The organism is Brachybacterium equifaecis, from assembly GCF_023509525.1.
Taxonomy (GTDB): domain Bacteria; phylum Actinomycetota; class Actinomycetes; order Actinomycetales; family Dermabacteraceae; genus Brachybacterium; species Brachybacterium equifaecis.
Genome location: NZ_JAKNCJ010000008.1, coordinates 1 through 21,941, shown reverse-complemented (window position 1 = coordinate 21,941; position 21,941 = coordinate 1). Strand labels below are relative to the sequence as shown.

General features: G+C 70.8%; 22 protein-coding genes and 1 other RNA gene. 9 read left to right on the top strand and 14 right to left on the bottom strand.

From position 1 onward, the window contains the following. Positions 1-110: 110 nt before the first annotated feature. Positions 111-1,601 (bottom strand): hypothetical protein, encoded by a 1,491-nt coding sequence (locus Bequi_RS11935; protein ID WP_249738162.1) that lies wholly within the window; start codon positions 1,599-1,601, stop codon positions 111-113. Positions 1,602-1,721: 120 nt separating this feature from the next. Between Bequi_RS11935 and lipB the strand changes: the two genes are divergently transcribed. The 3 genes from lipB to Bequi_RS11920 are packed head-to-tail and all read left to right on the top strand — an operon-like array spanning position 1,722 to position 4,311. After that, positions 1,722-2,426 carry a lipoyl(octanoyl) transferase LipB gene (gene lipB, locus Bequi_RS11930; RefSeq protein ID WP_249738161.1) on the top strand — a complete coding sequence of 235 codons (705 nt, stop codon included), beginning with the start codon at positions 1,722-1,724 and terminating at the stop codon, positions 2,424-2,426. Positions 2,427-2,486: 60 nt separating this feature from the next. After that, entirely contained in the window at positions 2,487-3,509 is a 1,023-nt protein-coding gene (gene lipA / locus Bequi_RS11925; RefSeq protein WP_249738160.1) for a lipoyl synthase, read from the top strand. A 22-nt stretch (positions 3,510-3,531) separates the two neighbouring features. After that, a complete protein-coding gene (locus Bequi_RS11920) occupies positions 3,532-4,311 on the top strand; it encodes a DUF4191 domain-containing protein (protein ID WP_249738159.1) in 780 nt (259 codons plus the stop codon). A gap of 102 nt (positions 4,312-4,413) precedes the next feature. Here the strand turns inward: Bequi_RS11920 and Bequi_RS11915 are convergent, their stop codons facing one another. Further along, positions 4,414-4,917, bottom strand: coding sequence for an FBP domain-containing protein (locus Bequi_RS11915; protein ID WP_249738158.1), 504 nt, complete (start codon positions 4,915-4,917; stop codon positions 4,414-4,416). 152 nt (positions 4,918-5,069) lie between these two features. Continuing rightward, positions 5,070-5,504, bottom strand: a complete 435-nt coding sequence (locus Bequi_RS11910) for an RDD family protein (protein WP_249738157.1) — start codon at positions 5,502-5,504, stop codon at positions 5,070-5,072. Between the two features lie 250 nt (positions 5,505-5,754). Between Bequi_RS11910 and glnA (Bequi_RS11905) the strand changes: the two genes are divergently transcribed. After that, positions 5,755-7,185: a type I glutamate--ammonia ligase gene (gene glnA, locus Bequi_RS11905; RefSeq protein ID WP_249738156.1), complete on the top strand. Its 1,431-nt coding sequence runs from the start codon at positions 5,755-5,757 to the stop codon at positions 7,183-7,185. Between the two features lie 87 nt (positions 7,186-7,272). On the opposite strand, the gene Bequi_RS11900 is transcribed toward glnA (Bequi_RS11905), so the two are convergent. The 4 genes from Bequi_RS11900 to Bequi_RS11885 all read right to left on the bottom strand — a co-directional run bounded on the left by Bequi_RS11900 (position 7,273) and on the right by Bequi_RS11885 (position 13,418). Next, on the bottom strand, positions 7,273-8,190 hold the full coding sequence (locus tag Bequi_RS11900; RefSeq protein WP_249738155.1) for a PD-(D/E)XK nuclease family protein: 918 nt from the start codon (positions 8,188-8,190) through the stop codon (positions 7,273-7,275). Positions 8,191-8,281: 91 nt separating this feature from the next. After that, positions 8,282-11,413, bottom strand: coding sequence for a bifunctional [glutamine synthetase] adenylyltransferase/[glutamine synthetase]-adenylyl-L-tyrosine phosphorylase (locus Bequi_RS11895; RefSeq protein WP_249738154.1), 3,132 nt, complete (start codon positions 11,411-11,413; stop codon positions 8,282-8,284). A 7-nt stretch (positions 11,414-11,420) separates the two neighbouring features. Further along, on the bottom strand, positions 11,421-12,758 hold the full coding sequence (glnA, locus tag Bequi_RS11890) for a type I glutamate--ammonia ligase (RefSeq protein WP_249738153.1): 1,338 nt from the start codon (positions 12,756-12,758) through the stop codon (positions 11,421-11,423). A 90-nt stretch (positions 12,759-12,848) separates the two neighbouring features. Then, on the bottom strand, positions 12,849-13,418 hold the full coding sequence (locus Bequi_RS11885) for a hypothetical protein (RefSeq protein WP_249738152.1): 570 nt from the start codon (positions 13,416-13,418) through the stop codon (positions 12,849-12,851). 147 nt (positions 13,419-13,565) lie between these two features. Between Bequi_RS11885 and panB the strand changes: the two genes are divergently transcribed. After that, a complete protein-coding gene (gene panB, locus Bequi_RS11880; protein ID WP_249738151.1) occupies positions 13,566-14,432 on the top strand; it encodes a 3-methyl-2-oxobutanoate hydroxymethyltransferase in 867 nt (288 codons plus the stop codon). 88 nt (positions 14,433-14,520) lie between these two features. Here the strand turns inward: panB and Bequi_RS11875 are convergent, their stop codons facing one another. Beyond that, on the bottom strand, positions 14,521-14,700 hold the full coding sequence (locus Bequi_RS11875; protein WP_249738150.1) for an SPOR domain-containing protein: 180 nt from the start codon (positions 14,698-14,700) through the stop codon (positions 14,521-14,523). A gap of 58 nt (positions 14,701-14,758) precedes the next feature. Here Bequi_RS11875 and map point away from each other — a divergent pair, with 58 nt between their 5' ends. Together map and ppgK are read left to right on the top strand one after the other, a co-directional pair. Beyond that, complete coding sequence (gene map / locus Bequi_RS11870) at positions 14,759-15,646, top strand: type I methionyl aminopeptidase (RefSeq protein WP_249738149.1); 888 nt, start codon at positions 14,759-14,761, stop codon at positions 15,644-15,646. 88 nt (positions 15,647-15,734) lie between these two features. Beyond that, the gene (gene ppgK, locus Bequi_RS11865) at positions 15,735-16,535 is read left to right on the top strand and encodes a polyphosphate--glucose phosphotransferase (protein ID WP_249738148.1); all 801 of its coding nucleotides are present in this window, start codon (positions 15,735-15,737) and stop codon (positions 16,533-16,535) included. A gap of 42 nt (positions 16,536-16,577) precedes the next feature. On the opposite strand, the gene rnpB is transcribed toward ppgK, so the two are convergent. Continuing rightward, positions 16,578-16,943, bottom strand: an RNA gene (gene rnpB, locus Bequi_RS11860) — RNase P RNA component class A. A 63-nt stretch (positions 16,944-17,006) separates the two neighbouring features. Here rnpB and Bequi_RS11855 point away from each other — a divergent pair. After that, positions 17,007-17,786 (top strand): YaaA family protein, encoded by a 780-nt coding sequence (locus tag Bequi_RS11855; protein ID WP_249738147.1) that lies wholly within the window; start codon positions 17,007-17,009, stop codon positions 17,784-17,786. 72 nt (positions 17,787-17,858) lie between these two features. On the opposite strand, the gene Bequi_RS11850 is transcribed toward Bequi_RS11855, so the two are convergent. From Bequi_RS11850 to Bequi_RS11840, 3 genes are read right to left on the bottom strand one after another with little or no spacing between them, the layout of a single operon-like run. After that, positions 17,859-18,812 (bottom strand): Nif3-like dinuclear metal center hexameric protein, encoded by a 954-nt coding sequence (locus Bequi_RS11850; RefSeq protein WP_249738146.1) that lies wholly within the window; start codon positions 18,810-18,812, stop codon positions 17,859-17,861. Continuing rightward, a complete protein-coding gene (gene sufU / locus Bequi_RS11845; RefSeq protein WP_249738145.1) occupies positions 18,809-19,279 on the bottom strand; it encodes a Fe-S cluster assembly sulfur transfer protein SufU in 471 nt (156 codons plus the stop codon). The genes Bequi_RS11850 and sufU overlap by 4 nt, the downstream gene beginning before the upstream one ends. 10 nt (positions 19,280-19,289) lie before the next feature. Beyond that, complete coding sequence (locus Bequi_RS11840; protein WP_249738144.1) at positions 19,290-20,567, bottom strand: aminotransferase class V-fold PLP-dependent enzyme; 1,278 nt, start codon at positions 20,565-20,567, stop codon at positions 19,290-19,292. 131 nt (positions 20,568-20,698) lie between these two features. Between Bequi_RS11840 and Bequi_RS11835 the strand changes: the two genes are divergently transcribed. After that, on the top strand, positions 20,699-20,935 hold the full coding sequence (locus Bequi_RS11835) for a hypothetical protein (protein WP_249738143.1): 237 nt from the start codon (positions 20,699-20,701) through the stop codon (positions 20,933-20,935). A gap of 414 nt (positions 20,936-21,349) precedes the next feature. On the opposite strand, the gene Bequi_RS11830 is transcribed toward Bequi_RS11835, so the two are convergent. Together Bequi_RS11830 and Bequi_RS11825 are read right to left on the bottom strand one after the other, a co-directional pair. Beyond that, positions 21,350-21,616 carry a HEPN domain-containing protein gene (locus Bequi_RS11830; protein WP_206694345.1) on the bottom strand — a complete coding sequence of 89 codons (267 nt, stop codon included), beginning with the start codon at positions 21,614-21,616 and terminating at the stop codon, positions 21,350-21,352. Between the two features lie 27 nt (positions 21,617-21,643). Continuing rightward, a partial coding sequence (locus Bequi_RS11825) for an IS30 family transposase (RefSeq protein WP_249738142.1) occupies positions 21,644-21,941 on the bottom strand: 298 nt, incomplete at its 5' end.

Genomic DNA, 21,941 nt, shown 5'->3' with positions numbered 1-21,941 from the left:
GCCCGCCGTTCTGCGTGGGGCCGGCCCGCTCGCGGTCGGGCCGCTCCCTGCGGCTCCTGCCTCCCCGCCCGCACGGTCTCCCCCGCCGTGTCCGCCCGGCTCGGGCCTCGTCAGGGGGCGCTGGAGGAATCCGACACCGGCTCTGCCTCGAGGATCAGCCACCGTCCCTCCAGCGCCTGCAGGCGGAAGCGGATCTGCGTCTCCTCCGCAGGGAGCGCGGTCACGGTCCCGTCCTCGAACCGGGCCTGGCCCGGGGCGACATCGAGCACTGCGAGGACCTCGGCGGTGCCCGACTGCGCATCCAGGGAGGTGAGCTCGGCCGAGACGACGCGGGGCTCGGGAGCGGTGATCGCCGCGTCCTCGAAGAGCGCGCGGCGCCGGGCATCGGCGAGATCCGCGGGCGCGCCGGGCACGTTCGGAGAGGCGCTCGACCGGGAGGTGAGGTAGGCGTGGCGCTGCGCGACGAGCTCCTGCAGTCCATCGCGAGGATCGGGGAGGGCCGACGCGGCGGCGGTGCTCTGGTCGACCCCGTCGGCGCCGCCGTCGGCGTCTCCGGAAGCGACGCCGGAAGCGCCTCCTGGAGCGATGGCGGGCGGGGGCCCCGGCGCGCTGGACACTGGAGAGGCGGCCGCGTCCTTCGCCGCCGCGCCGCCGCCCCCGTCCAGGAGCAGGATGGCTCCCGCGCCCACGAGGAGCGCCGCGGCCGCCGCGGCAGCCGCTGCTCCTGCCCTCGGGAGCACTGCTGACCATCCGCGCCGCCCCCTGCCCGCGGCGCCGCCCGGAACCCATCCTGTGGCGCCGGCCGGATCCCGCCGCCGCCGCGAGGGGAACGGCGCCCGCCCCTCGTCATACCCCTCCACGGCGGTCACCGCCAGCGGCCGCAGCAGCGTCGGCCGCGAGTCGACGAAGCCCTGATGGGCGAGCTCGCGCGCAGGGAGCAGCGGCGCGCGCAGCGCAGAGCCGGAGTCGCCGGTGCCCCCGAAGGGGCCGTTGATCCGCCGTCGCAGGGTGCGGCCCTGGTCCTCCAGCACGGCGTCGATCCAGCGCTGATCCCGCAGGCGCTCATCCGCCTCCGGACTGCGGTGCAGGCCGGAGAGATCCAGCACCATGACCCGTCCGTCACCGCGCAGGGCGAGCCCCTCGTGGGAGGTCAGTCCGAGCACCCATCCCCGATCGTGCAGAGCGTCCAGCAGGAGATCGAGGTCCTCCCGCGCTCCCGCCCGTGCTTCGCGCTCGGGAGCGGCAGGCGGGTGCCCCGCCGCCTCGGCGCGGTGGGTCCCGGGACTGCGCCGCAGCGGTGCCGCCCCTTCGAGCTCCAGCTCTCCCGGGGCGGCGGCGAGAACGCGCGGGGCCGCGCGCACCCCGGCCATCGAGAGATCCAGCAGCAGGTCTCCGATCTCGTCGAGGTGATCGCGGGCCGCACCGTGCAGTCCCCGCACCCGGCAGATCAGCGACCGGCCGCGTCGCAGCAGGGTGGTCTCCAGCTCGCCGTCGCGCTGGATGACAGCGATGAGGCGGTCGGCGTGCTCCGAGGGCTCGGCCTGCACGGGGACGCCCCAGCCGCGCGAAGCGGCGGGGTCTGCGGGGTGTGCGCTCTGCATGGCGGAAGTCTGCACCGGCTGACGGCGGCCCTTCTCGGCCATCCACAATCCCCAGGTCAGGGCGCGCCCGACGGTGCCTCGGTGTCGCCGCCCGCGAGCTCACGGCAGTACCCTGGTGGGGTGCTCGATGTGATCCGACTCGGTTTCAGCGATCCTCTTCCCGCCGGCGACCGCCACGAGGAGTTCGGCCTGCCCCCAGGGCCGGTCGAGTTCAACGCCGCCTGGGACGTCCAGCGCGCCGTGCACGCCGATGTCGTCGCCGGCACTCGCCCGCCGACCCTGATCCTCCTGGAGCACCAGGCGGTCTACACGGCCGGCAAGCTCACGGCCGACCACGAGCGGCCGCGCGACGGCGCCCCGGTGGTGGACATCGATCGGGGCGGGAAGATCACCTGGCACGGCCCCCAGCAGCTCGTGGGCTACCCGATCGTCACCCTCCCTGCCCCGATCGACGTGGTCGGGTTCGTCCGGGCCCTCGAGCAGGCGCTGATCTCGGTGGCCGCCGGATTCGGCGTCGCCACCGAGCCCGTGGAGGGCCGCAGCGGCGTGTGGGTCCGGGGCACCGGGCCCCTCTCCCCTGACCGCAAGCTCGCCGCGATCGGTCTGCGCGTCTCCAAGCGCACCACCATGCACGGATTCGCGCTGAACTGCGCGAACGATCTCTCCTGGGCCCAGAACGTGGTGCCCTGCGGCATCTCGGACGCCGGCGTGACCAGCCTCAGCGAGCAGGTCGGCCGACGCATCCCCGTCGCCGAGGTCATCGACCCGGTCGAGGCGGCCATGGCGCAGCTGGTGTCCGAGCGCACGTCGCCCCGCTCACGCTGATCCCCTGCACGCCCCGGGGCCCGACTAGAGTGGTCGGGACCAGCAACCGAGGAGGAATGCGTGACGATCGCTCCCGAGGGACGCCGTCTGCTCAGGGTCGAGGCGAGGAATGCCGAGACCCCCATCGAGCGCAAGCCCGAGTGGATCAAGACCCGCGCCGTGATGGGCCCCGAGTACTCCGCGATGAAGAAGCGGGTGCACGGCCGCGGCCTGCACACGGTCTGCGAGGAAGCGGGCTGCCCGAACATCTTCGAGTGCTGGGAGGATCGCGAGGCGACCTTCCTGATCGGCGGCGACACCTGCACCCGCCGCTGCGACTTCTGCGACATCGCGACGGGCCGCCCGATGGCACTGGACCCGATGGAGCCCTTCAAGGTGGCCCAGTCCGTCAAGGAGATGGGACTGCGCTACTCCACCGTCACCGGTGTGGCGCGCGATGATCTCCCCGACGGCGCCGCCGGCCAGTTCGCCGAGACCTGCCGTCGCATCCACGAGATGAACCCGGGCACCGGCGTCGAGCTGCTCATCGATGACATCAAAGGCAACGCCTCCGCCCTGCAGCAGGTCTTCGACGCGCAGCCCGAGGTCTTCGGGCACAACCTCGAGACCGTGCCGCGCATCTTCAAGCAGATCCGCCCCGCGTTCCGCTACGAGCGCAGCCTCGAGGTCATCCAGATGGCCAAGGACGCCGGGATGATCACGAAGTCGAACCTCATCCTCGGGATGGGAGAGACGACCGTCGAGATCGTGGACTCCCTGCAGCGACTGCGCGATGCGGGCTGCGACATCATCACGATCACGCAGTACCTGCGTCCCTCGAAGCTGCATCACCCGATCGACCGGTGGATCAAGCCCCAGGAGTTCCTGGAGCTGTCCCACCTCGCCGAGGAGATGGGCTACGTCGGCGTCATGGCCGGCCCCATGGTCCGCTCCTCCTATCGGGCGGGCCGCCTCTGGGCCCAGGCCATGAAGAAGCTCGGCCGCACCATCCCGGAGAACCTCCGCCATCTCGACCAGAACACCCCTGCCCGCCAGGAGGCCGCCAGCGTCGTCGCGCGCATGGCCGCCCCTGCCGCGAGCTGAGAGCACGAGAAGAGACTGACCCATGGCACGCAACGACGCCACGGCCGCCCGCGCGGCTCGCCCGCAGAACGCCTCGACGACCGGGCGCGGCGCGCGCCCTGCCGCCGCCGCAGCCCCGGAGAAGAAGCCCGGCCGGATCAAGCAGTTCGGCGAGGTCTTCCGCATGACGCAGGAGGCGGACCGCACGACCCTCCCGTACATGCTCCTGGGCCTCTTCGGCGCCATCGTGGTGGGCGTGCTGCTGAGCTGGCTGGTGTTCCGCAGCCCGTGGTACGGGGTCTTCCTCGGTCTCGCAGTCGGACTGCTGATCGCGATGTTCATCCTCGCCCGCAAGGCCGAGCTCGCGGCCTTCACCCGCATCAAGGATCAGCCGGGAGCCCCGCTCGCCGCCATGCAGTCGATCCGTCGCGGGTGGGACGTCTACGAGGAGCCCGTGCAGATGGACCCCCGCTCGCAGAAGATGATCTTCCGCGCCTCGGGCCGCGGCGGCGTGGCCCTGGTGGCTGAGGACGGCTCCGGCACCTCCATGCGCCTGCTCGACAAGGAGTCCAAGCGCGTGGCCCGCGTGCTGCACGGCGAGCCCGTTCCCGTGCACCGCATCATCGTCGGCGAGGGCGAGGGCCAGGTGCCCCTGCACAAGCTCCCCACCTACATGCAGCGCATGCAGAAGGCCCTCACGCGCGATGAGTCCGCGGCGGTCACCAAGCGCCTGTCGGCGCTGACCCCCTCGATCCGCAGCGCAGTGCCCCAGGGCATCGACCCCTCCCGCACGCGGGTGAGCAAGCGCTCGATGATGCGCTGAGTCGCACGGCTCCCCATCCGAGCGATGAGGAGAAGGCGGCAGCGCAGCGAAGGGCGGCGGCCGGGTGGATCCCCGGCCGCCGCCCTTCGCCCGTTCCGCGCCTCAAGCCCCGCCGCGCAGCTGCACGAAGAAGCCGCGGATCTTCTGCTGCAGGTCGGCGATGCGGCGCTGGGTCCACCATTCCTGCTCGGCGGGATCGGAGACCTCCGAGATCGAGGGCAGTCGCCGCACGTTCTTCGAGCACGAGAAGTCCCGGCACAGCGAGGTGCCGATGGTGCTCCCGCTGCGACCGGCTGCTCCTGTGCGCTTCGCGCTGACGAAGGCGACGTTGTCGAGCTCGGTGATGTCCTGGCACCAGGAGCACATCATCTTGCGCCGACCGGCGGGCGCCGGTGCGGCGCGCAGGATGGCCCCGAGGAGCTCCCCGGATTCCGGATCCTCGAAGACCACGTAGGACTCCTGCGGCCGCTTCGCGTCGGTCCAGCCCAGGTAGATCTCCCTCTCCCAGGCGACGGCGGAGAGATCCGGCAGGCTCGCCTGGGCCATCTCGTGCTTGGACCCGTTCAGCAGGCTCCCGCGGATCTCCTGCTCGTTCAGTGCGCGCATCGCGACCTCCGTTATCGTTCCGTGACATTCGTTACCTGATCGTGATCTTCCGCCCCTGCCCGCCTCGGGGCCCCGCGGGCCGGGAGGGCGGCGCGGTGTGCCGCGGAGCGCCGCGGCGCGTCCCGACTGCCCGGGCCGGACCCCGTCAGGGCTCAGGCGCGCACGACCGCCGTGCCGGCGACCACGTCATGCAGAGGCTGCAAGTCGCGGTTCCAGATGACTCCGGGCAGGACGAGCAGCAGGAGCGCTGTGCGCACGAGCGCGCGCAGGATCATCGGGGAGCGGCCCTGCACCGGAGTGACGCGCACCCGCAGCAGGAGCTGACCGATCGTCGTGCCGAACAGGCTGATCAGCACCACATTCTGCGCCGCCAGCAGCAGCAGCGAGGCGAGCGAGGAGTAGTCGAACAGGGCCCAGCTCAGCAGGAGGCAGATCGCCCAGTCCACCAGGAGGGACAGCACGCGCCGGCCGAACGGGGCGACGGAACCGGATCCCTCCGCGGGCAGGCCCAGCCGAGAGCCCTTGCAGTATCCCTCCTCCACCGGAGGTCCGTCCAGCCATGCACCCAGGTCGTCGCGATCGATCACCCGTCCAGGGTAGTCGGGCGCCGCGCCGGGGTCGCCCATCCCTCAGCCTCGAGGACCCGCGCCGCTGGCCGGACGCGCATCCAGGGCCCTCCCGGGGCGTCTGCACGATCTGCCCGCTCCGCCTGCCTAGACTTCGAGCATCGGGGCCGGCCCGCTGCGGTCCCGCGGCGGAGACTCTCCGCGCCCCGCTCGGCGGGGCCCATCAGAAGGTTCGTGAAGACGCGCGCGACCGCGCGCGGATGGAGGACATGTGTTCAGCAAGCCCAGTGAGATCGTCACGTACATCGAGGAAGAGGACATCGAGTTCGTCGACATCCGCTTCTGCGATCTTCCCGGCGTGATGCAGCACTTCAACGTGCCGGCCTCGACCTTCACCGAAGAGGCCATGGCCACCGGCCAGATGTTCGACGGATCCTCGATCCGCGGCTTCCAGGCCATCCACGAGTCCGACATGAAGCTCGTCCCGGATCTGGACACCGCGTACATCGATCCGTTCCGCGAGCACAAGACGCTCATCCTGAACTTCTCGATCGTGGACCCGTTCACCGACGAGCCCTACTCGCGCGATCCCCGCACGGTGGCCACCAAGGCCGAGGAGTACCTGAAGTCGACCGGCATCGCCGACACCGCCTTCTTCGCCGCCGAGGCCGAGTTCTACATCTTCGACGACATCCGCTACCGCACGGACATCAACGGCTCGTTCTTCTCCATCGACTCCGACGAGGCCGCGTGGAACACGGACCGCGACGAGTCCGAGTTCGGCGGCAACCAGGGCTACAAGACCCGCGTCAAGGCCGGCTACTTCCCCGTCTCCCCCAACGATCAGATGGCCGATCTGCGCGACGAGATGGTCATGAAGCTCGCCGAGGTCGGTCTCGACATCGAGCGCGCCCATCACGAGGTCGGCACCGCGGGCCAGCAGGAGATCAACTACCGCTTCGACACCCTGCGCAAGGCCGCCGACGACGTCATGAAGTTCAAGTACGTCATCAAGAACGTCGCGTGGGAGGCCGGCAAGACGGCGACCTTCATGCCGAAGCCCCTCTTCGGCGACAACGGCTCGGGCATGCACACCCACCAGTCGCTCTGGAAGGACGGCGAGCCCCTCTTCTACGACGAGCGCGGCTACGGCGGCCTCTCGGACATCGCCCGCTGGTACATCGGCGGCCTCATCGAGCACGCGCCCTCGCTGGTCGCGTTCACGAACCCGACGATCAACTCGTACAAGCGACTCGTGCCCGGCTTCGAGGCGCCCGTGAACATGGTGTACTCGGCGCGCAACCGCTCCGCCGCGATCCGCATCCCTGTCACCGGCACCTCCCCGAAGGCCAAGCGCCTCGAGTTCCGCGCCCCTGACCCGTCGGCGAACCCGTACCTCTCCTTCGCCGCGCAGCTGATGGCCGGCATCGACGGCATCCGCAACCGCATCGAGCCGCCCGAGCCCGTGGACAAGGACCTCTACGAGCTTCCCCCGGAGGAGCACGCCCAGATCAAGCAGCTGCCCGACTCCCTCGGCGCGGCCCTGGACGCGCTCGAGGCCGATCACGACTACCTCACCGAGGGCGACGTGTTCCCCGAGGACCTGATCTCGACCTGGATCGAGTACAAGCGGAAGAACGAGATCGATCCCTTCCGCTTCCGCCCGCACCCCTACGAGTTCGAGCTCTACTACGACATCTGAGCCCGCCCGGCTCCAGAGAGGAGAAGCGCCCGCGGGCGAGGATGGACATCCTCCCCCGCGGGCGCTTCCGCGTTCAGGAAGGCTCGCTCAGCCCAGCGCGTCCAGCCCGCCCTTGGCCTTCAGCAGGCTGAGCATGAGCGCCTTCGGGTCGCGGGCCTCGGGCAGGGCGCTGCCGTCGGACTGGAACGCCCAGACCTTCTTCAGCGAGCAGAAGGCCGTCCACTCCTCCTCCCCCGTCTTCAGCGGCACTACGCGGTATCCGCCGGCCTCGGGCAGGTGGATGATGAACGCGCCGGTCAGCTCGGGCATGTCGCGCACGCTGCCGTCGTCGTCCAGGAGGCCCTCGGCGTTGACGACGGCGACGCCCTGCAGCGCGTATTCGCCGCGCACCTGCTTGGAGGTCTTGATGTCCCCCGAGAGCAGCGAGCCGCCGATCCGCACGATCGCATCGGTCGTCCCCGCATAGCCGACGGTGTGGTTGACGACGGTCTGCTCGATCTCGACGAGCTCCGGCTGGAAGTCCTCGAGGAAGCTGCCGTAGCCCTCGATCCGCACCTCGGCGCGTGCGATCAGCGCGTCGAGATCCCTCTCCTGGGCGAAGGCGCTCTGCTCGGTGCGCATCTGCTCGATCCGCGCGGAGATCTCATCGCGGGCCGGGCGGGCGCCGCTGCGGCCCCAGTCCTCGCAGATCGCGTGCACGAGCGTGCCGAACTCGGAGGCGATCGCGGTGTGCTCGGCGGCGGCTGCGGCGATCTTCTTCTGCGTCGCCCACTTCTCCCGCGTCACCCGCGAGATCTCTGCTCCCGCGCGGCCCGGGTTGCGGTCCAGCCACGCGTACATGTCGAGGGCCCGCTTCGAGGCCATGGTCGCGTACCAGCCCTGGAGATGATCCTTCGCGCGCATCCCGGCGACTGTGGTGATCGAGGGGTAGACGAGCGGGCCGTCGGGCTCCAGGCGGTACATGCGTCCGCGGTCGGTCTGCGCGCTCAGGCTGGGTGTGGTCATGGCTCCTCGTCGGGTCGGGTGCCGGTCCAGGCTACGCAGGCGGATCGGCGCTCCCGGGGAGGCGGCGGTGTGAGATCGCCGCGCGCCCGCCTCAGATGCCCTGCTCGAAGATGGCCTCCTCGGCGAGGGTGCGCGCATGGCGGGTGATCCTCAGGTACCGCTCCTCGAGATCGCGCGCGACCGCGTCCTCGCCGTCGACGAGGTGCGCGACGGCCCGCAGGTCGATCCGGTCCACCGGCAGCACGTCGCCCTCGCGCCCCTTCCAGAGGAACAGGGCGCGGCGCACCTTCCAGGCGAGGAGCCAGGCCGCGCCGAGATCCTCGGCTGTGCGCGGGGTGATCAGCTCCGCGTCTCGAGCAGCGGCGAGCACGTCGAGCGTGCCGGTGGTGCGCAGAGCGGGCACCCCATGCGCGTGCTCGAGGACGAGGAGCTGGGCGACCCACTCCACATCCGTCATCCCCCCGCGACCCAGCTTGAGGTGGCGGGCGGGATCGGCGCCGCGCGGCAGCCGCTCGGACTCGATGCGCGCCTTCATCCGCGAGATCTCTCGACGGGCGGAGGCGGGCAGACCGCTCGCCGGATACCGGTGGCGATCCATCTCCCCTGCCAGTCGCGCCCCGAGCTCCTCAGAGGCCACGAGCACGCGGGCCCGGACGAGCGCCTGCCGCTCCCAGGTCAGCGCGTCGCGCCGGTAGTAGTCGCTCCAGGCGTCGATCGAGCGGGCGAGGACGCCGCTGCGCCCTTCGGGCCGCAGATCCGCATTGACCTTCATGTCCGCCCCGGCAGAGGGGGCGTTGAGGATCTTCTGCAGGTGCGCGGCTACGGCCACGGCGATCTCCCCCGCCGCTTCCCCCGCGCCGCGGTCGGCATAGACGAACTGGACGTCCGCGTCGGAGGCGTAGCCCATCTCCCGGGCCCCGAAGCTGCCGAGCGCGAGCAGCGCGACCTCCACCCCGAGGGACCGCGCCGGGTCGGAGAGGCGCTCGCGCAGCTCCCGGCGACCGGGCAGCGCAGGCTCCGCATCCTCCTGCGCGACGGGCGCGATGGGCGCGACCTCCTGCCCGATCGCCCCGCGCTCCAGAGCGACGGAGTGGTACGCCACCAGCAGTCCGGCCTCGAGCACGGCCTCGGCGAGATCGGTCAGGCCGCGCGCCGCCTGTGCGGGATCGATGAGTCCGACGAGGTGCGCCATCGCAATGCGCACGAGCTCGCGGCGGCGTGCTCGCCGCAGGAGATCCTGGGCGTGCTCCGTGCTGTCGACTCGCCGGATCACCGCGAGGAACTCCGCGTGCAGCGCACCGCGGCCCAGCGGCCGCAGCTCTTCGTCACGCCCCAGCCAGCGCACGGCCTCCGGGATCTGCTCGAGCTGCTCGCCGACGAAGCGTGAGCTCGAGAGCACGCGCGTGAGCCGGCGCGCGGCCGCCCCGCTGTCGCGCAGCAGGGCGAGGTACCAGTGGGAGGAGCCCAGCGCGTCGGAGAGCCGTCGGAAGGCGAGCAGGCCGTAGTCGGGATCGATGCCGTCGGCGAACCATTCGATGAGCGCGGGCAGGAGCTGGCGCTGGATCGCTGCGCGCCGCGAGATCCCCTCGGTCAGCGCGGTGATGTGATCCATCGCGCGCTTGGGATCGCGGTAGCCGATCGCGGCGAGCCGGCTCATCGCGTCCTCGGTGCTCAGCCGCACCTGGCCGTCGGTGAGGTTCGAGGCGGTGACCAGGAGCGGCCGGTAGAAGATGTCCTCGTGCAGCTGGCGCACGCGCCGCCGCGTGCGCTCGTACAGCGTCATGAACTCCTCGGGGCTCGTCCCGATGCTCCGCGCGAGACGGCGCAGCTCCGCCTCGGAGGTGGGCAGCACCTGGGTGCGCCGCATGCGGTGGAGCTGGAGGCGGTGCTCGATGGTGCGCAGGAGCCGGTATGCGGAGTCGAGCTCGGTGACATGGTCGCGGGAGATGTACCCGCCCTCGCCCAGGGCGTGCAGCGCCGGAAGGGTGCCGCGCAGGTGGAGGGACTCGTCGGTGCGGCCGTGCACCATCTGCAGCAGCTGCACGGTGAACTCCACGTCCCGCAGCCCGCCCGGTCCGAGCTTGATGTTGCGGTCGGCCTGGTCCCGCGGGATGTGCGCGATCACCCGGCGCCGCATGGCCCGCGTGCCCTCGACGAAGCCCTCGCGCGTGGAGGCCTGCCAGACCCACGGCTCCACCAGCTCCTCGAACTGCCGGCCCAGTTCGGCATCCCCCGCGACGGCGCGCGCCTTCAGCAGCGCCTGGAACTCCCAGCTCTCCGCCCAGCGGGTGTAGTACCGGCGGTAGGAGTCCAGCGAGCGCACGAGCTCGCCGTCCTTCCCCTCGGGGCGCAGGTTCGCATCGACCTGCCACAGCGATCCCTCGGCGGTGCGGTCCGCGCACACGCGCGCGAGCTCGCGGCACAGGGCGGAGCCGATCCGCGTGAGCTCCTCCTCGTCCACGTCCTCCTCGGCTGCAGCGGCGACGTAGACGACGTCGACGTCCGAGATGTAGTTGAGCTCCCGCGCGCCGGTCTTGCCCATCGCGATCACCGCGAGGCGCACCTTCTCCTGCCCCTCGACGCTCGCCCGCGCCGTGGCGAGCGCGGCCTCGAGCGCGGCGCCCGCGAGCTCTGCGATCGCCGCGGAGACCTCGGGCTGGACGCGCGTGGGATCCTCCGCGCTGACGTCGGCCAGCGCGATCTCCACGAGCCGCTCGTGGTAGGCGATGCGCAGTCCGTCGCGCGCTTCCCGCCCCTCGAGCCGGCCGACGGGGACCGCATCCGCCGGATCGGCGCCGACGGCGCGCAGCATCCGCTCGCGCACCGCACCGGCGGGCGGAGCGAGCGCATCGTCCGTCGCATGCAGCGCGCGATGCGCCTCGGGGTGCCGCGTGAGGAAGTCGCCGAGCGCCACGGAGGTGCCCAGCAGGCGCACGAGGCGGTCGCCTGGGGTGCCGGGCTCGCCGATGCCCGACAGCAGCGCGCCGAGCTCGGAGTCGCGACCTGCGGCGCGGAACGACTCGGCCAGGCGCAGCAGGCCGAGCACCGCCTCATCGCCGTCGGGGGCGGCGCCGAGCACCTCGGCCGCCCCTGGGCCGAGGCCCTGGAGCGCAGGATCGGCGAGGAATCGCTGCACTCGGGAGGTCTGCCCGAATCCGAGCCGGGCGAGGACGCCAGTGGTCGCCGGCGGCTCCGACGGCGAAGCGGTGGGATGCGGTGCCATCGGTGCCTCAGATCAGGTGGAAGGTGGTGGAGAGCTCCTGCGGGGTCACCTGCTCGCGGTAGCGCTGCCACTCCTGGTGCTTGTTCCGCAGGAAGTACTCGAACACCTGCTCCCCGAGCACCGAGGCCATCAGCTCGGAGCCCTCGAACACCTCGAGCGCGCGGTAGAGGTCGCTCGGCAGCGGCTCGATGCCCATGGCGCGCCGCTCGCGCTCGGTGAGCTCCCAGACGGTGTCCTCGGCGCCCTCGGGCAGCTCGTACTCCCCCTCGATTCCCGCCATCCCCGCCGACAGCAGCGCGGCGAAGGCGAGGTAGGGGTTGCACGCGGAATCGGCGCCGCGGAACTCGATGCGGGAGCTCGTGCCCTTAGTGGGCTTGTGGAACGGCACGCGGACCAGGGCCGAGCGGTTGTTGTGGCCCCAGGTCACGTAGCTCGGGGCCTCCTGCGCGCCCCACAGCCGCTTGTAGGAGTTCACGAACTGGTTGGTCAGCGCGCAGTACTCGGGCGCGTGCCGCAGCAGACCCGCGATGAACTGGCGGGCGAGGCGGGAGAGCCCGTACTCGGCGCCCGGCTCGTGGAACGCGTTCTTCCCGCCCTGGAAGAGCGAGAGATGCGTGTGCATCCCGGATCCGGGATGCTCGATCATCGGCTTCGGCATGAACGTGGCCGACTGCCCCATCGTGAGCGCGACCTCCTTCACCACCGTGCGGAACGTGAGGATGTTGTCCGCCGCGGTGAGCGCATCGGTGTAGCGCAGGTCGATCTCGTTCTGACCGGGCCCGTTCTCGTGATGCGAGTACTCGACCTGGATGTTCATCTGCTCGAGGTACTGGATGGCCGTGCGGCGGAAGTCCTTGCCCGCGCCCTTGTGGACGTGGTCGAAGTAGCCGGCGGAGTCGATCGGGACCAGCGGCTCCCCCGACTGATAGGGCTCGCGGAAGAGGTAGAACTCGATCTCGGGGTGGAGGTACAGCTCCAGACCCTTCGCCTCGGCGCGGGCGAGGGCGTCCTTGAGCACGCGGCGGGGATCCGAGGCGGCGGGTTCTCCGTCGGGCGTGAGCACGTCGCACATCATGCGGGCGGTGCCCTCGGTCTCTCCCCGCCAGGGCAGCAGCTGGAACGTCGCCGGATCCGGGCGCAGGAGCATGTCGGACTCGTAGGCGCGCGTGAGGCCCTCGATGGTGGAGCCGTCGAAGCCGATCCCCTCGTCGAAGGCGCTCTCGAGATCCTCGGGCGAGATCGCGATCGACTTCAGCGTCCCGACGACATCGCAGAACCACAGGCGCACGAAGCGCACGTTCCGCTCGGCGACGGTGCGCAGCACTGCATCATGTTGGCGTTCCATGCGCCCAGTCTGCCGCATCGAGCCGACGTTCCAGGATGCGCGGCGGCCCGCCCCGCGCAGTGCGCAGGACGGGCCGTGGAGGAGCGGTGCTCAGCCCTGGGGTGCGAGCATGTACCACTGGCCGTCGCCGGCCTTGGTGAACACTCCGAGCGAATCGCCGTTCGCGGTGACGTCGATCGTGCCGTTCGCCGCAGGCTTCGCCTCGAGCAGATCGGTGGTGAACACGCCCGCGATCTCCGGCGTGAACTGGTCCATGATGCCGTCCGACTCGAGCGCCGAGGCGCAGACGGCCTGGGTGGCGCCGCTGACCGGCTCGTTCGTCGTGGGATCCATCATGAAGCCGCAGGCGGCGTTCGCATCCTTGTTCGCGAGCGCGTTCACGAAATCGATGTAGCGCTGCTCGGCAGTGGCGAGGTCCGCCTCGGTGACCTCGGCAGGGGCTGCCGCTTCGGTCGTCTCCGCCTCGGTGGTGGCGGCCTCAGTGGTCGCGGCCTCCGTGGTCGCAGCCTCGCTCGAGGCGGCGGCCGATGCGGTCGCGGCCTCGGAGGACGGCGCGGCGTCGGTGCCGGAGCCGCCGCAGCCGGCGAGCGCGAGCGTGAGGGCGAGGCCGGAAGCGGCCAGGGCCGCTGTGCGGCCGAGAGTGCGGGGACGAGCGTTCATCGCTGGGCCTTTCATCAGGACTGCACGGGGCACGGCGCTGCGGAGAGCGACATGCCGGACACTGCCGACGCTACACCACTGCTGTGCGCCGCCCGGGCCCCATTACGCTGGGCGCACTGCCATCCTCATCGACCTCAAGGACTCTCCGTGAACACTCCGTCGCTCCGCACCGGCGCTTTCCCCGCGGTTCCTGCGGCCCATGAGACCGCAGACTCCCGGCCCGCGAAGGTGCGCATCCGCCACCTCCAGGAGGCCAAGGGCGCGCGCCGTCCGTTCGCGATGCTCACCGCGTACGACGCGATGACGGCGAAAGTGTTCGAGGAGGCGGGGATCGACGTCCTGCTGGTGGGCGATTCCGTCGGCACGACCGTCCTCGGCTACTCCTCGACCGTCCACACGACCCACCAGGACATGCTGACCTTCACCGGCGCGGTCGCCCGCTCCGTGCACCGGCCTCTCATCGTCGCCGATCTCGCGTTCGGGTCGTACCAGGTCTCGGTCGAGGAGACTGTGCGCCACGGCATCGAGCTGCTGCGCGCGGGCGCGGAGGCCGTGAAGCTCGAGGGCGGCGCCGTCTACGCCGACCGGGTGCGCGCTCTGGTGGACGCCGGCGTCCCGGTGATGGGCCACCTCGGCTTCACCCCGCAGTCCGTCAACGCGCTCTCCGGTCATCGCGTCCAGGGTCGCGATCACGCGGCGGCCGACCGCCTGGCCGAGGACGCGCAGGCCCTGCAGGACGCGGGAGCGTTCGCGATCGTGCTGGAGCTGGTCCCCGCCGCCCTGGCCGCCCGGATCACGGAGATCACCCACGTGCCCACGATCGGCATCGGCGCCGGACGCGACTGCGACGGGCAGGTGCTCGTCTGGGCGGACATGGCGGGCCTGTCGGGCTTCGAAGGGAAGTTCGTGCGCACCTTCGCCGATCTGCGGGGCGAGCTCGGCCGGGCGGCTGCGGACTACCGCGCGAGCGTGGAGGCCGGCATCTACCCCGGTCCGGAGCACTCCTTCGAGTGATCTCTCCTGCCGGATCGGACCGGTGATGCAGTGAGGCGCCCTTCCCGGCCGGGAAGGGCGCCTCTTCGCATCGGGAAGGCGCGGGGCCTCAGGCCTCCTCGTCCCAGTCCTCGTCCTCGCGGTCCCACGCCTCGTTGCGCTTCTCGGCGGTGGACAGCGCCTGCTGCGCCGCCTCGCGCGTCGGGTACGGGCCCATCAGCTCCATGCCCGAGGACTGCTTGCCCTCTTCGACCTGGCCGGTGTCCACGTTGTAGTAGAACTCGCTCATCGTCATCTCCTGCAGTGCTGGACGCGCGTCCCACCAGGGCGGTGAGACACTGAACAGCATGAGCGTAGATCAGCCCTTCCTGCGACCCGAGCGCCGCGCCGTGCTCACCCCCGGCGCGATCGGTCCCTCGCGCAGCGTGCCCGCGTCGATCCCTCGGCCGGAGTACGTGGGCAAGGACGTGGCGGTCTCGGACTCCGGTCCGCACGTCCAGAGCCCCGAGATCATCGCGCGGGTGCGCACCGCCTCCCGCATCGCCGCTCTCGCTCTCGAGGCCGCGGGCCGCGCAGCAGTTCCGGGAGCGACCACGGATGACATCGACGCGGTCGTCCACCAGGTGCTCATCGAGAACGGCGCCTACCCCTCGCCGCTCGGCTACTTGGGCTTCCCGAAGTCGTGCTGCACGAGCCTTAACGAGGTCATCTGCCACGGCATCCCCGACTCCACGGTCATGGAGGAGGGGGACATCCTCAACGTCGACGTCACCGCGCACCTCGACGGCGTGCACGGCGACACCAACGCGACGTTCCTGATCGGCGAGGTCGATCCGCGGGTCGCGGAGCTTGTGGAGCGCTCCCGGGAGGCGATGATGCGCGGGATCCGCGCCGGGAAGCCCGGGCGCGAAGTCAACGTGATCGGGCGCGTGATCGAGAAGTACGTGGGCCGCTTCGGCTACGAGTCCGTCCGCGACTACACCGGGCACGGCATCGCCGAGGGCTTCCACAACGGGCTGATCATCCCCCACTTCGACTCTGCCCCGCTCTATGCGGATGTCATCGAGCCGGGCATGACGTTCACCGTGGAGCCCATGGTGACCCTGGGCTCCCAGGAATGGGAGATGTGGGATGACGGCTGGACCGTCGTCACGAAGGACCGCTCCTTCACGGCGCAGTTCGAGCACACCCTCGTCGTCACCGAGGGCGGCTACGAGATCCTGACTCTCGTCTGACAGACTTGTGCCCGCCTCTCCGCCCGCTCGCGGCGGAGCATCCCTTCATCCGTCCCCCGAGCGCGGGGCGCCCACCCGAGGAGAGACCATGAGCAAGGACGCAAAGGAGCCGAAGGAGGCCTTCGGCATCGACATCGGCGGCAGCGGGATCAAGGGGGCGCCGGTGGACCTCGCGGCGGGAGAGCTCGCGACCGACCGCCTGCGCATCCCCACGCCCCAGCCCTCCACTCCCGACGCCGTCGCCGACACCGTCGCAGAGCTGATCAGCGCCTTCAGCGTCAGCTCCGACCTCCCGATCGGTGTGACCTTCCCCGCGATCATCCAGCACGGGGTCGCGAAGTCCGCGGCGAACGTCGACAAGTCCTGGATCGACACGGACGTCGCGAGCCTGCTGACCGAGCGCACCGGCCATGACGTCTTCGTCGTCAATGATGCGGATGCCGCCGGGATCGCCGAGATGGAGTTCGGCGCCGGGAAGGGGACCAAGGGCGTCGTGCTGATGACGACGCTCGGCACCGGCGTGGGCAGCGCGCTGTTCGTGGACGGGAAGCTCGTCCCGAACACGGAGCTCGGCCACATCCCCCGCGCAGGCGTCAGCTTCGAGGCCACCATCGCGGATTCCGCGCGCGATCGCGAGGGGCTCGACTGGGAGCAGTGGGCCGAGCGCCTGCAGGAGTACTACGCGCTGCTCGAGCTGCTCTTCTCCCCCGATCTGTTCATCGTGGGCGGCGGAGTCTCCAAGAAGCACAAGCACTTCCTGCCGCTGCTCGAGCTGAACGCCCCGATCATCCCCGCGCAGACGCGCAACGATGCCGGGATCATCGGCGCCGCCGCGCTCGCCCGTTCCGAGCGCAAGCGCGCGCGGAAGGCCGCCGCGAAGCAGAAGTGATGCGCCGAAGGCCGGCCCTCTCGGGCCGGCCTTCGCCGTGTGCGGACCAGCCGGCCTGTAAGCCGGGTTCTGTGATCGGCAGTCATCCATCTCGGATCGCCGTTGCCGACGACCTCCAGCGGCCTACCCGGGGGCTCGGTCCGACGACCTCGAGCGCCCCCTGTCTGGCCTTGCTCCCGGTGGGGTTTACCGTGCCGGTTCCGTCACCGGAACCGCGGTGGTCTCTTGCACCACCCTTTCACCCTTACCTCCCCTCGGCGCGAGGCCGAGCGGCGGCGGTCTGCTCTCTGTGGCACTGTCCCGCGGATCGCTCCGGGTGGGTGTTGCCCACCACCGTGTCGGAAGGAGCCCGGACTTTCCTCGGCCCCGGTGCTCGCGCACCGAGGACGCGACTGCCCGGCCGACTGGTCCGCCAGCGATCCTACCGCCCCCTGAGATGCCTGCGCCGCCTGCGATGAACGGAGCCCCCGCGTGCTGATCCTCCTGCCGCCCTCGGAGTCCAAGACCCGTCCGGATCCCTCCTGTGCAGCCGGGTTCGATCCGGAGCTGCTGTCCTTCCCGTCCTTGCACGCGGCGCGGGGGACGATGCTGCGCGCGGCGGGCGCGACAGCGCGGAGCGCCTCGGCCGCCGCGCGGCTCGGGGTCCCCGCCTCGGCGCCTGAGCTCGTCGCGCGGATGGCGCAGCTCGAGCACGAGCCTGCCGTGCCCGCCCTGGAGGTGTACTCGGGGGTGCTGTACGACCAGCTCGATTCCTCAGCCCTGCCGAGCCCGGATCGACGGGTGCTGATCCAGAGCGCGCTGCTCGGAGTGGTCGACGCGCAGCACGACCGCATCCCTGCGTACCGCCTCTCCGCCGATTCGCAGGTGCATCGCCTGGGGAAGGCGGGGGCCTGGTGGCGCCGGCGGCTCGATCCGATCGGCGCCGCCCTGCTCGCAGAGACTGCGGCCTCACCTACTCCCCTGGTGCTCGACTGCCGCTCCGGCGCCTACCGGGCGATGATGCCGCTGCGGTCGGGGTCCGGGGTGCGCGTGCTCGAGGTCTCGCCCGTCCAGGAGCGGGGCGGGGTGCGGAAGGTGATCTCCCACGATGCGAAGCGCTGCCGCGGCTGGGTGACGCGGGCGCTGCTGCAGGATCAGCGCCCGCTCCCGGACGCAGACGCCCTCCTCGGCCTCCTGCAGGAGGTCTTCGCGGGAGAGCTCGGCGTGGAGCTCGAGGGCGATCGCCTGGTCATGGTCGATCGCGCGGATTGACGGCGGGGCACCTCCTGGACACCGGGCGCTGGCCCGGGCCTTCGGCAGCGGTCGGCGAGGCCTCGACAGGGATCAGTCGACGCGCCCGCTCCACGGATCGGTCGGGATCTCGCTCGTCCTCACCTCGAGGTGCGGCAGGGCCGCCTCCAGGAGCTCCTTGGCGAGCGGCAGCCAGAGCGCTTCGCTCGCGCTGTGGGCCACGTCGATCAGCGCGGGCACGGCGCGGGCGTCGGCCCTGCTCTCGAGGTGCTCGAGCGCCGGGTGATGGCGCAGGTCAGAGGTGATGTAGACGTCGGCGCCGGATTCCGCGGCGAGGTCGAGGAAGGAGTCTCCGGCTCCGGGGCAGAGCGCGACCCGTCGGACCTTCCGCTCGGGATCCCCGGTGAAGCGGATGCCCTGGGCGGTGGCGGGCACGAGCGTCGAGATCCGCTCGGCGAGCTGGCGCACCGTCGTGGAGCGGCGCAGCATGCCGGTGGCGCCGAGACCGATGAGCCGGGAGCCGTGCCGGCTGTCCTCGCCCTCATCGCCGTCTGCGTCGCGACCGTCCGCGGGCCGCAGCGGCGCGACACTGCGCAGGCTGAGCGCGCTCACCCACGCCCCGACGGTGCCGAGGCTCGAGCGGTCCACGTTCGTGTGGCCGCACCACAGGGCGGTGCCCGCGCGCAGCAGACGGCCTACGACTGCTCCCTTGCCCGAGTCCTCCGGGAGGAAGCTCGCCCCCTTCATCAGCAGCGGGTGGTGGGTGATCAGGAGATCCGCGCCCGCCTCGACGGCCTCGTCGGCCACGGCGATCGTCGGATCCACGGCCAGCAGGATCTTCCGCACCGTCGCGCTGCGGTCCCCGAGCACGAGACCTGCGCGGTCCCAGTCCTCGGCCCAGTCCAGCGGGTATGCGCCCTCCAGGACCTCCAACACGTCGGCGAGCGTCGGCTCGGGGGCGTCCTTCCCGCGGGGACCGGCGCCCTCGCTGCGGGACTGCGTGCGGGAATCGGAGCCGGCGTCGGTGCCGCGGTGGCGGGGGCTCATGCCGCGCCCCCTGCGAGACCGAGCGTGCGCGCCTCGAGCAGAGCGGCCTGGTAGGCCTTCCACGACATCAGCACGCACTTGACGCGGTTCGGGAACTTCGCCGCTCCGACGAGCGCCACTCCATCCCCGATCACGTCCTCGTCGCCCGCCTCGCGGCCGCGAGCGTGCATCACCTGCTCCATGTGCGCGGCGGTCGCCGCCGCCTCCTCGACGCTGCGGCCGATGAGGAGATCGGCCATGATCGAGGCCGAGGCGCGGCTCATCGCGCATCCCGCCGCGTCATAGGAGATGTCCTCCACCCGCGGCTGCGTGCCGGCGGTGTCGAGGTGGAGGCGCAGGGTGATCTCATCGCCGCAGGTCGGGTTCACGTGGTGCACCTCTGCGGTGAACGGCTCGCGCAGCCCGGCGTGGAGCGGCCGCTTGTCGTGCTCGAACACGATGTCGGTGTAGAGGGACGTCAGGTCCACGGGATCTCTCTCAGTCGAAGCGGGCGAAGAATTCGAGGACGGTCTGCATGCCCGCGATCAGGGCGTCGACCTCCTCCTCGGTCGTGTACACGGAGAAGGTCGCCCGCGTGGTGCCGTGGACTCCGTAGCGGCGGTGCAGGGGCCAGGCGCAGTGGTGGCCGACCCGCACCTCGATGCCGCGGGAGTCCAGCACCTGGCCGACGTCGTGGGGGTGGCGCCCGGCGAGGTCGAAGGCGACGGCCCCGAAGCGGTCCGCCCCGGCCCCCGGGCCGATGATCCGCACTCCGGGCAGCTCCTGCAGGCCACCGATCGCGCGGGCGGTGAGCGCCTGCTCGTGGGCCTGGATGCGCTCCATGCCGAGGGCGTCGAGGTAGTCGCAGGCCGAAGCGAGACCCACGGCCTGGGAGACCATCGGCGTACCGGCCTCGAAACGCGCGGGCGGCTCCGCATAGGTCGATCCCTCCATGGTGACGACCTCGATCATCGAGCCGCCGGTGAGGAAGGGAGGCATCGCCGCGAGGAGCTCGTACCGGCCCCAGAGCACGCCGATGCCCGTCGGCCCGAGCATCTTGTGGCCGGAGAACGCGGCGAAGTCCACGCCGAGCTCCGCGACATCGAAGGGCATGTGGGGCACGGACTGGCAGGCGTCGAGAACGACCAGCGCGCCGACTGCGTGCGCCTTCTCGGTGAGCTCCCGGATCGGGTTGATGGTGCCGAGGACATTGGACTGGTGGCTGATCGCGAGCACCTTCGTGCGCGCGTTCAGGAGCGCGTCGAGTTCGCTGAGGTCCAGGTGGAAGTCCTCGCCGAGCGGGATCCACCGCAGCGTCGCCCCGGTGCGGCGGGCGAGCTCCTGCCAGGGCACGAGATTCGCGTGGTGCTCCATCTCGGTCACGAGGATCTCGTCGCCCGCCCCCACCCGCAGGGCGTCCGGGACCGCCTGATTGCCGCTGCCGAGGGAGTGCGCCACGAGGTTCAGCGCCTCGGTGGCGTTCTTCGTGAAGACGACCTCATCGGGGCTGGGCGCACCGATGAACGCGGCGATCCGCTCTCGGGCTCCCTCATAGGCGTCGGTCGCGGCCTCGGCGAGCCGGTGCGATCCGCGCTTGACCGCAGCATTGTCCCGCTCGAGGAAGGCGACCTCCGCCTCGATGACCTGCCGCGGTCGCTGCGCGGTGGCGCCGGAGTCGAGGTAGACCAGCGGCGTCCCCGGCTCCAGCTCGCGATCCAGGATCGGGAAGTCCCGACGGATCGCGGCGACGTCGAGCGGGGTGGACTGCGAAGTCATGCACGAGCCTCCTGAAGCGGGAGAGACGGGCCGCGAGTGGCCCGTGACCAGTATAGGAAGGGTCGCGCGGAGCGATCCGAGGTCGAAGCGGAGCGCATGGGGGTCGCAGGCGGGCGTGAGAAGGTGGCTGCGTGGAGAACATCATCCTGCTCACGTTCGGACTCGTCGCCCTGGTCACCCTCGGGGTGGCGGTGTCCGCCATGATCCGACGCAGCGCCGCCCAGCGAGAGGCCGGGCTCGACGCCGCGCCCCGCACCCCTGAGGACCGTGAGCGCGATCGCAGCACCGGGCTCATCTGGGCAGTCATCGGCCTGATCGTGATCGGCGGGCTGCTCGGCGCGTACTGGCTGATGGGCGCGACGCGCTGATCGCCCGCGCGGGCTGTGCGCGAGGATGCTCCGAGACATGGTGGAGGCAATGGAGTGTTGCGGGAACAGGCGACCACGGGTTGAGAGGCTGGTTTCCGCGTGGAATCTAAGCACTCGTGGGGATGCCGAGCCCGAGGGCGAGGTCGACGACCCTCTGATCGGCGCGTCGGCGGAACCAAAGAAACGACCTCGAACACGTCTCACTGACACCGAAGTCGACGTTATGCGAACAGCCCGCGCCGACGGTGTCAGCGTGAAGACGCTGGCACGCCGGTACGGAGTTCACCGGGGCACGGTGTGGGCGAAGACGCGGAGGCCGTGAGGAAAGATGAATCGACCGGCTGTTGATGTGGCTAGCGCTATCGCTTGACATGCGCGACGAGCCTCAATCTTGTGTCGTCGGCGAGGTCAATATCATTCATTGGGAGCGCATAGATGCCTACTCGCTTGTCGAGCTGTCGCACGCAACTGCGGGTGCTCCTTGACGATCTCTCGCTGCCGCTCGGCAGATAGCCCGACCTCGTGCAGCAGGTTCAATATCACCACCGCAGTGGTGACATCCACGATGGCGATCAACTCCTCGAAGGTGTGATTCGGTGTTCGTCCTTCGTGGGCCAGATCATTGCGTGCTCGCGTCGTCCGTCGCGCCCATCGGTCAATGTCTGGGACGAGCGTGGACATCGCTTCCTGGTCTGGCCGAGGGCGATGTCAAGGCGTCGAAGCAACATGGGGCTCGCCGGCGAGCAGTCGTGCGAATGCCTCGGTGGGCGTGAGATAGCCCAGTCGGCGGCGGGGTCGATTGTTGATCTCCTCGGCGATGGTGGTGAGGTAGGGCTGGTGATCGGGGATCACCGTGCCCTTGGGCAGGTACTCCCGGTAGAGTCGGTTCGTGTTCTCGTTGCTGGGCCTCTGCCAGGGCGAGTGGGGATCGGCGAAGTAGACCGGCATCGCCGTGGCCAGGGAGACCTTCGCGTGCTGGGCCATCTCGCTGCCCTGGTCCCACGCC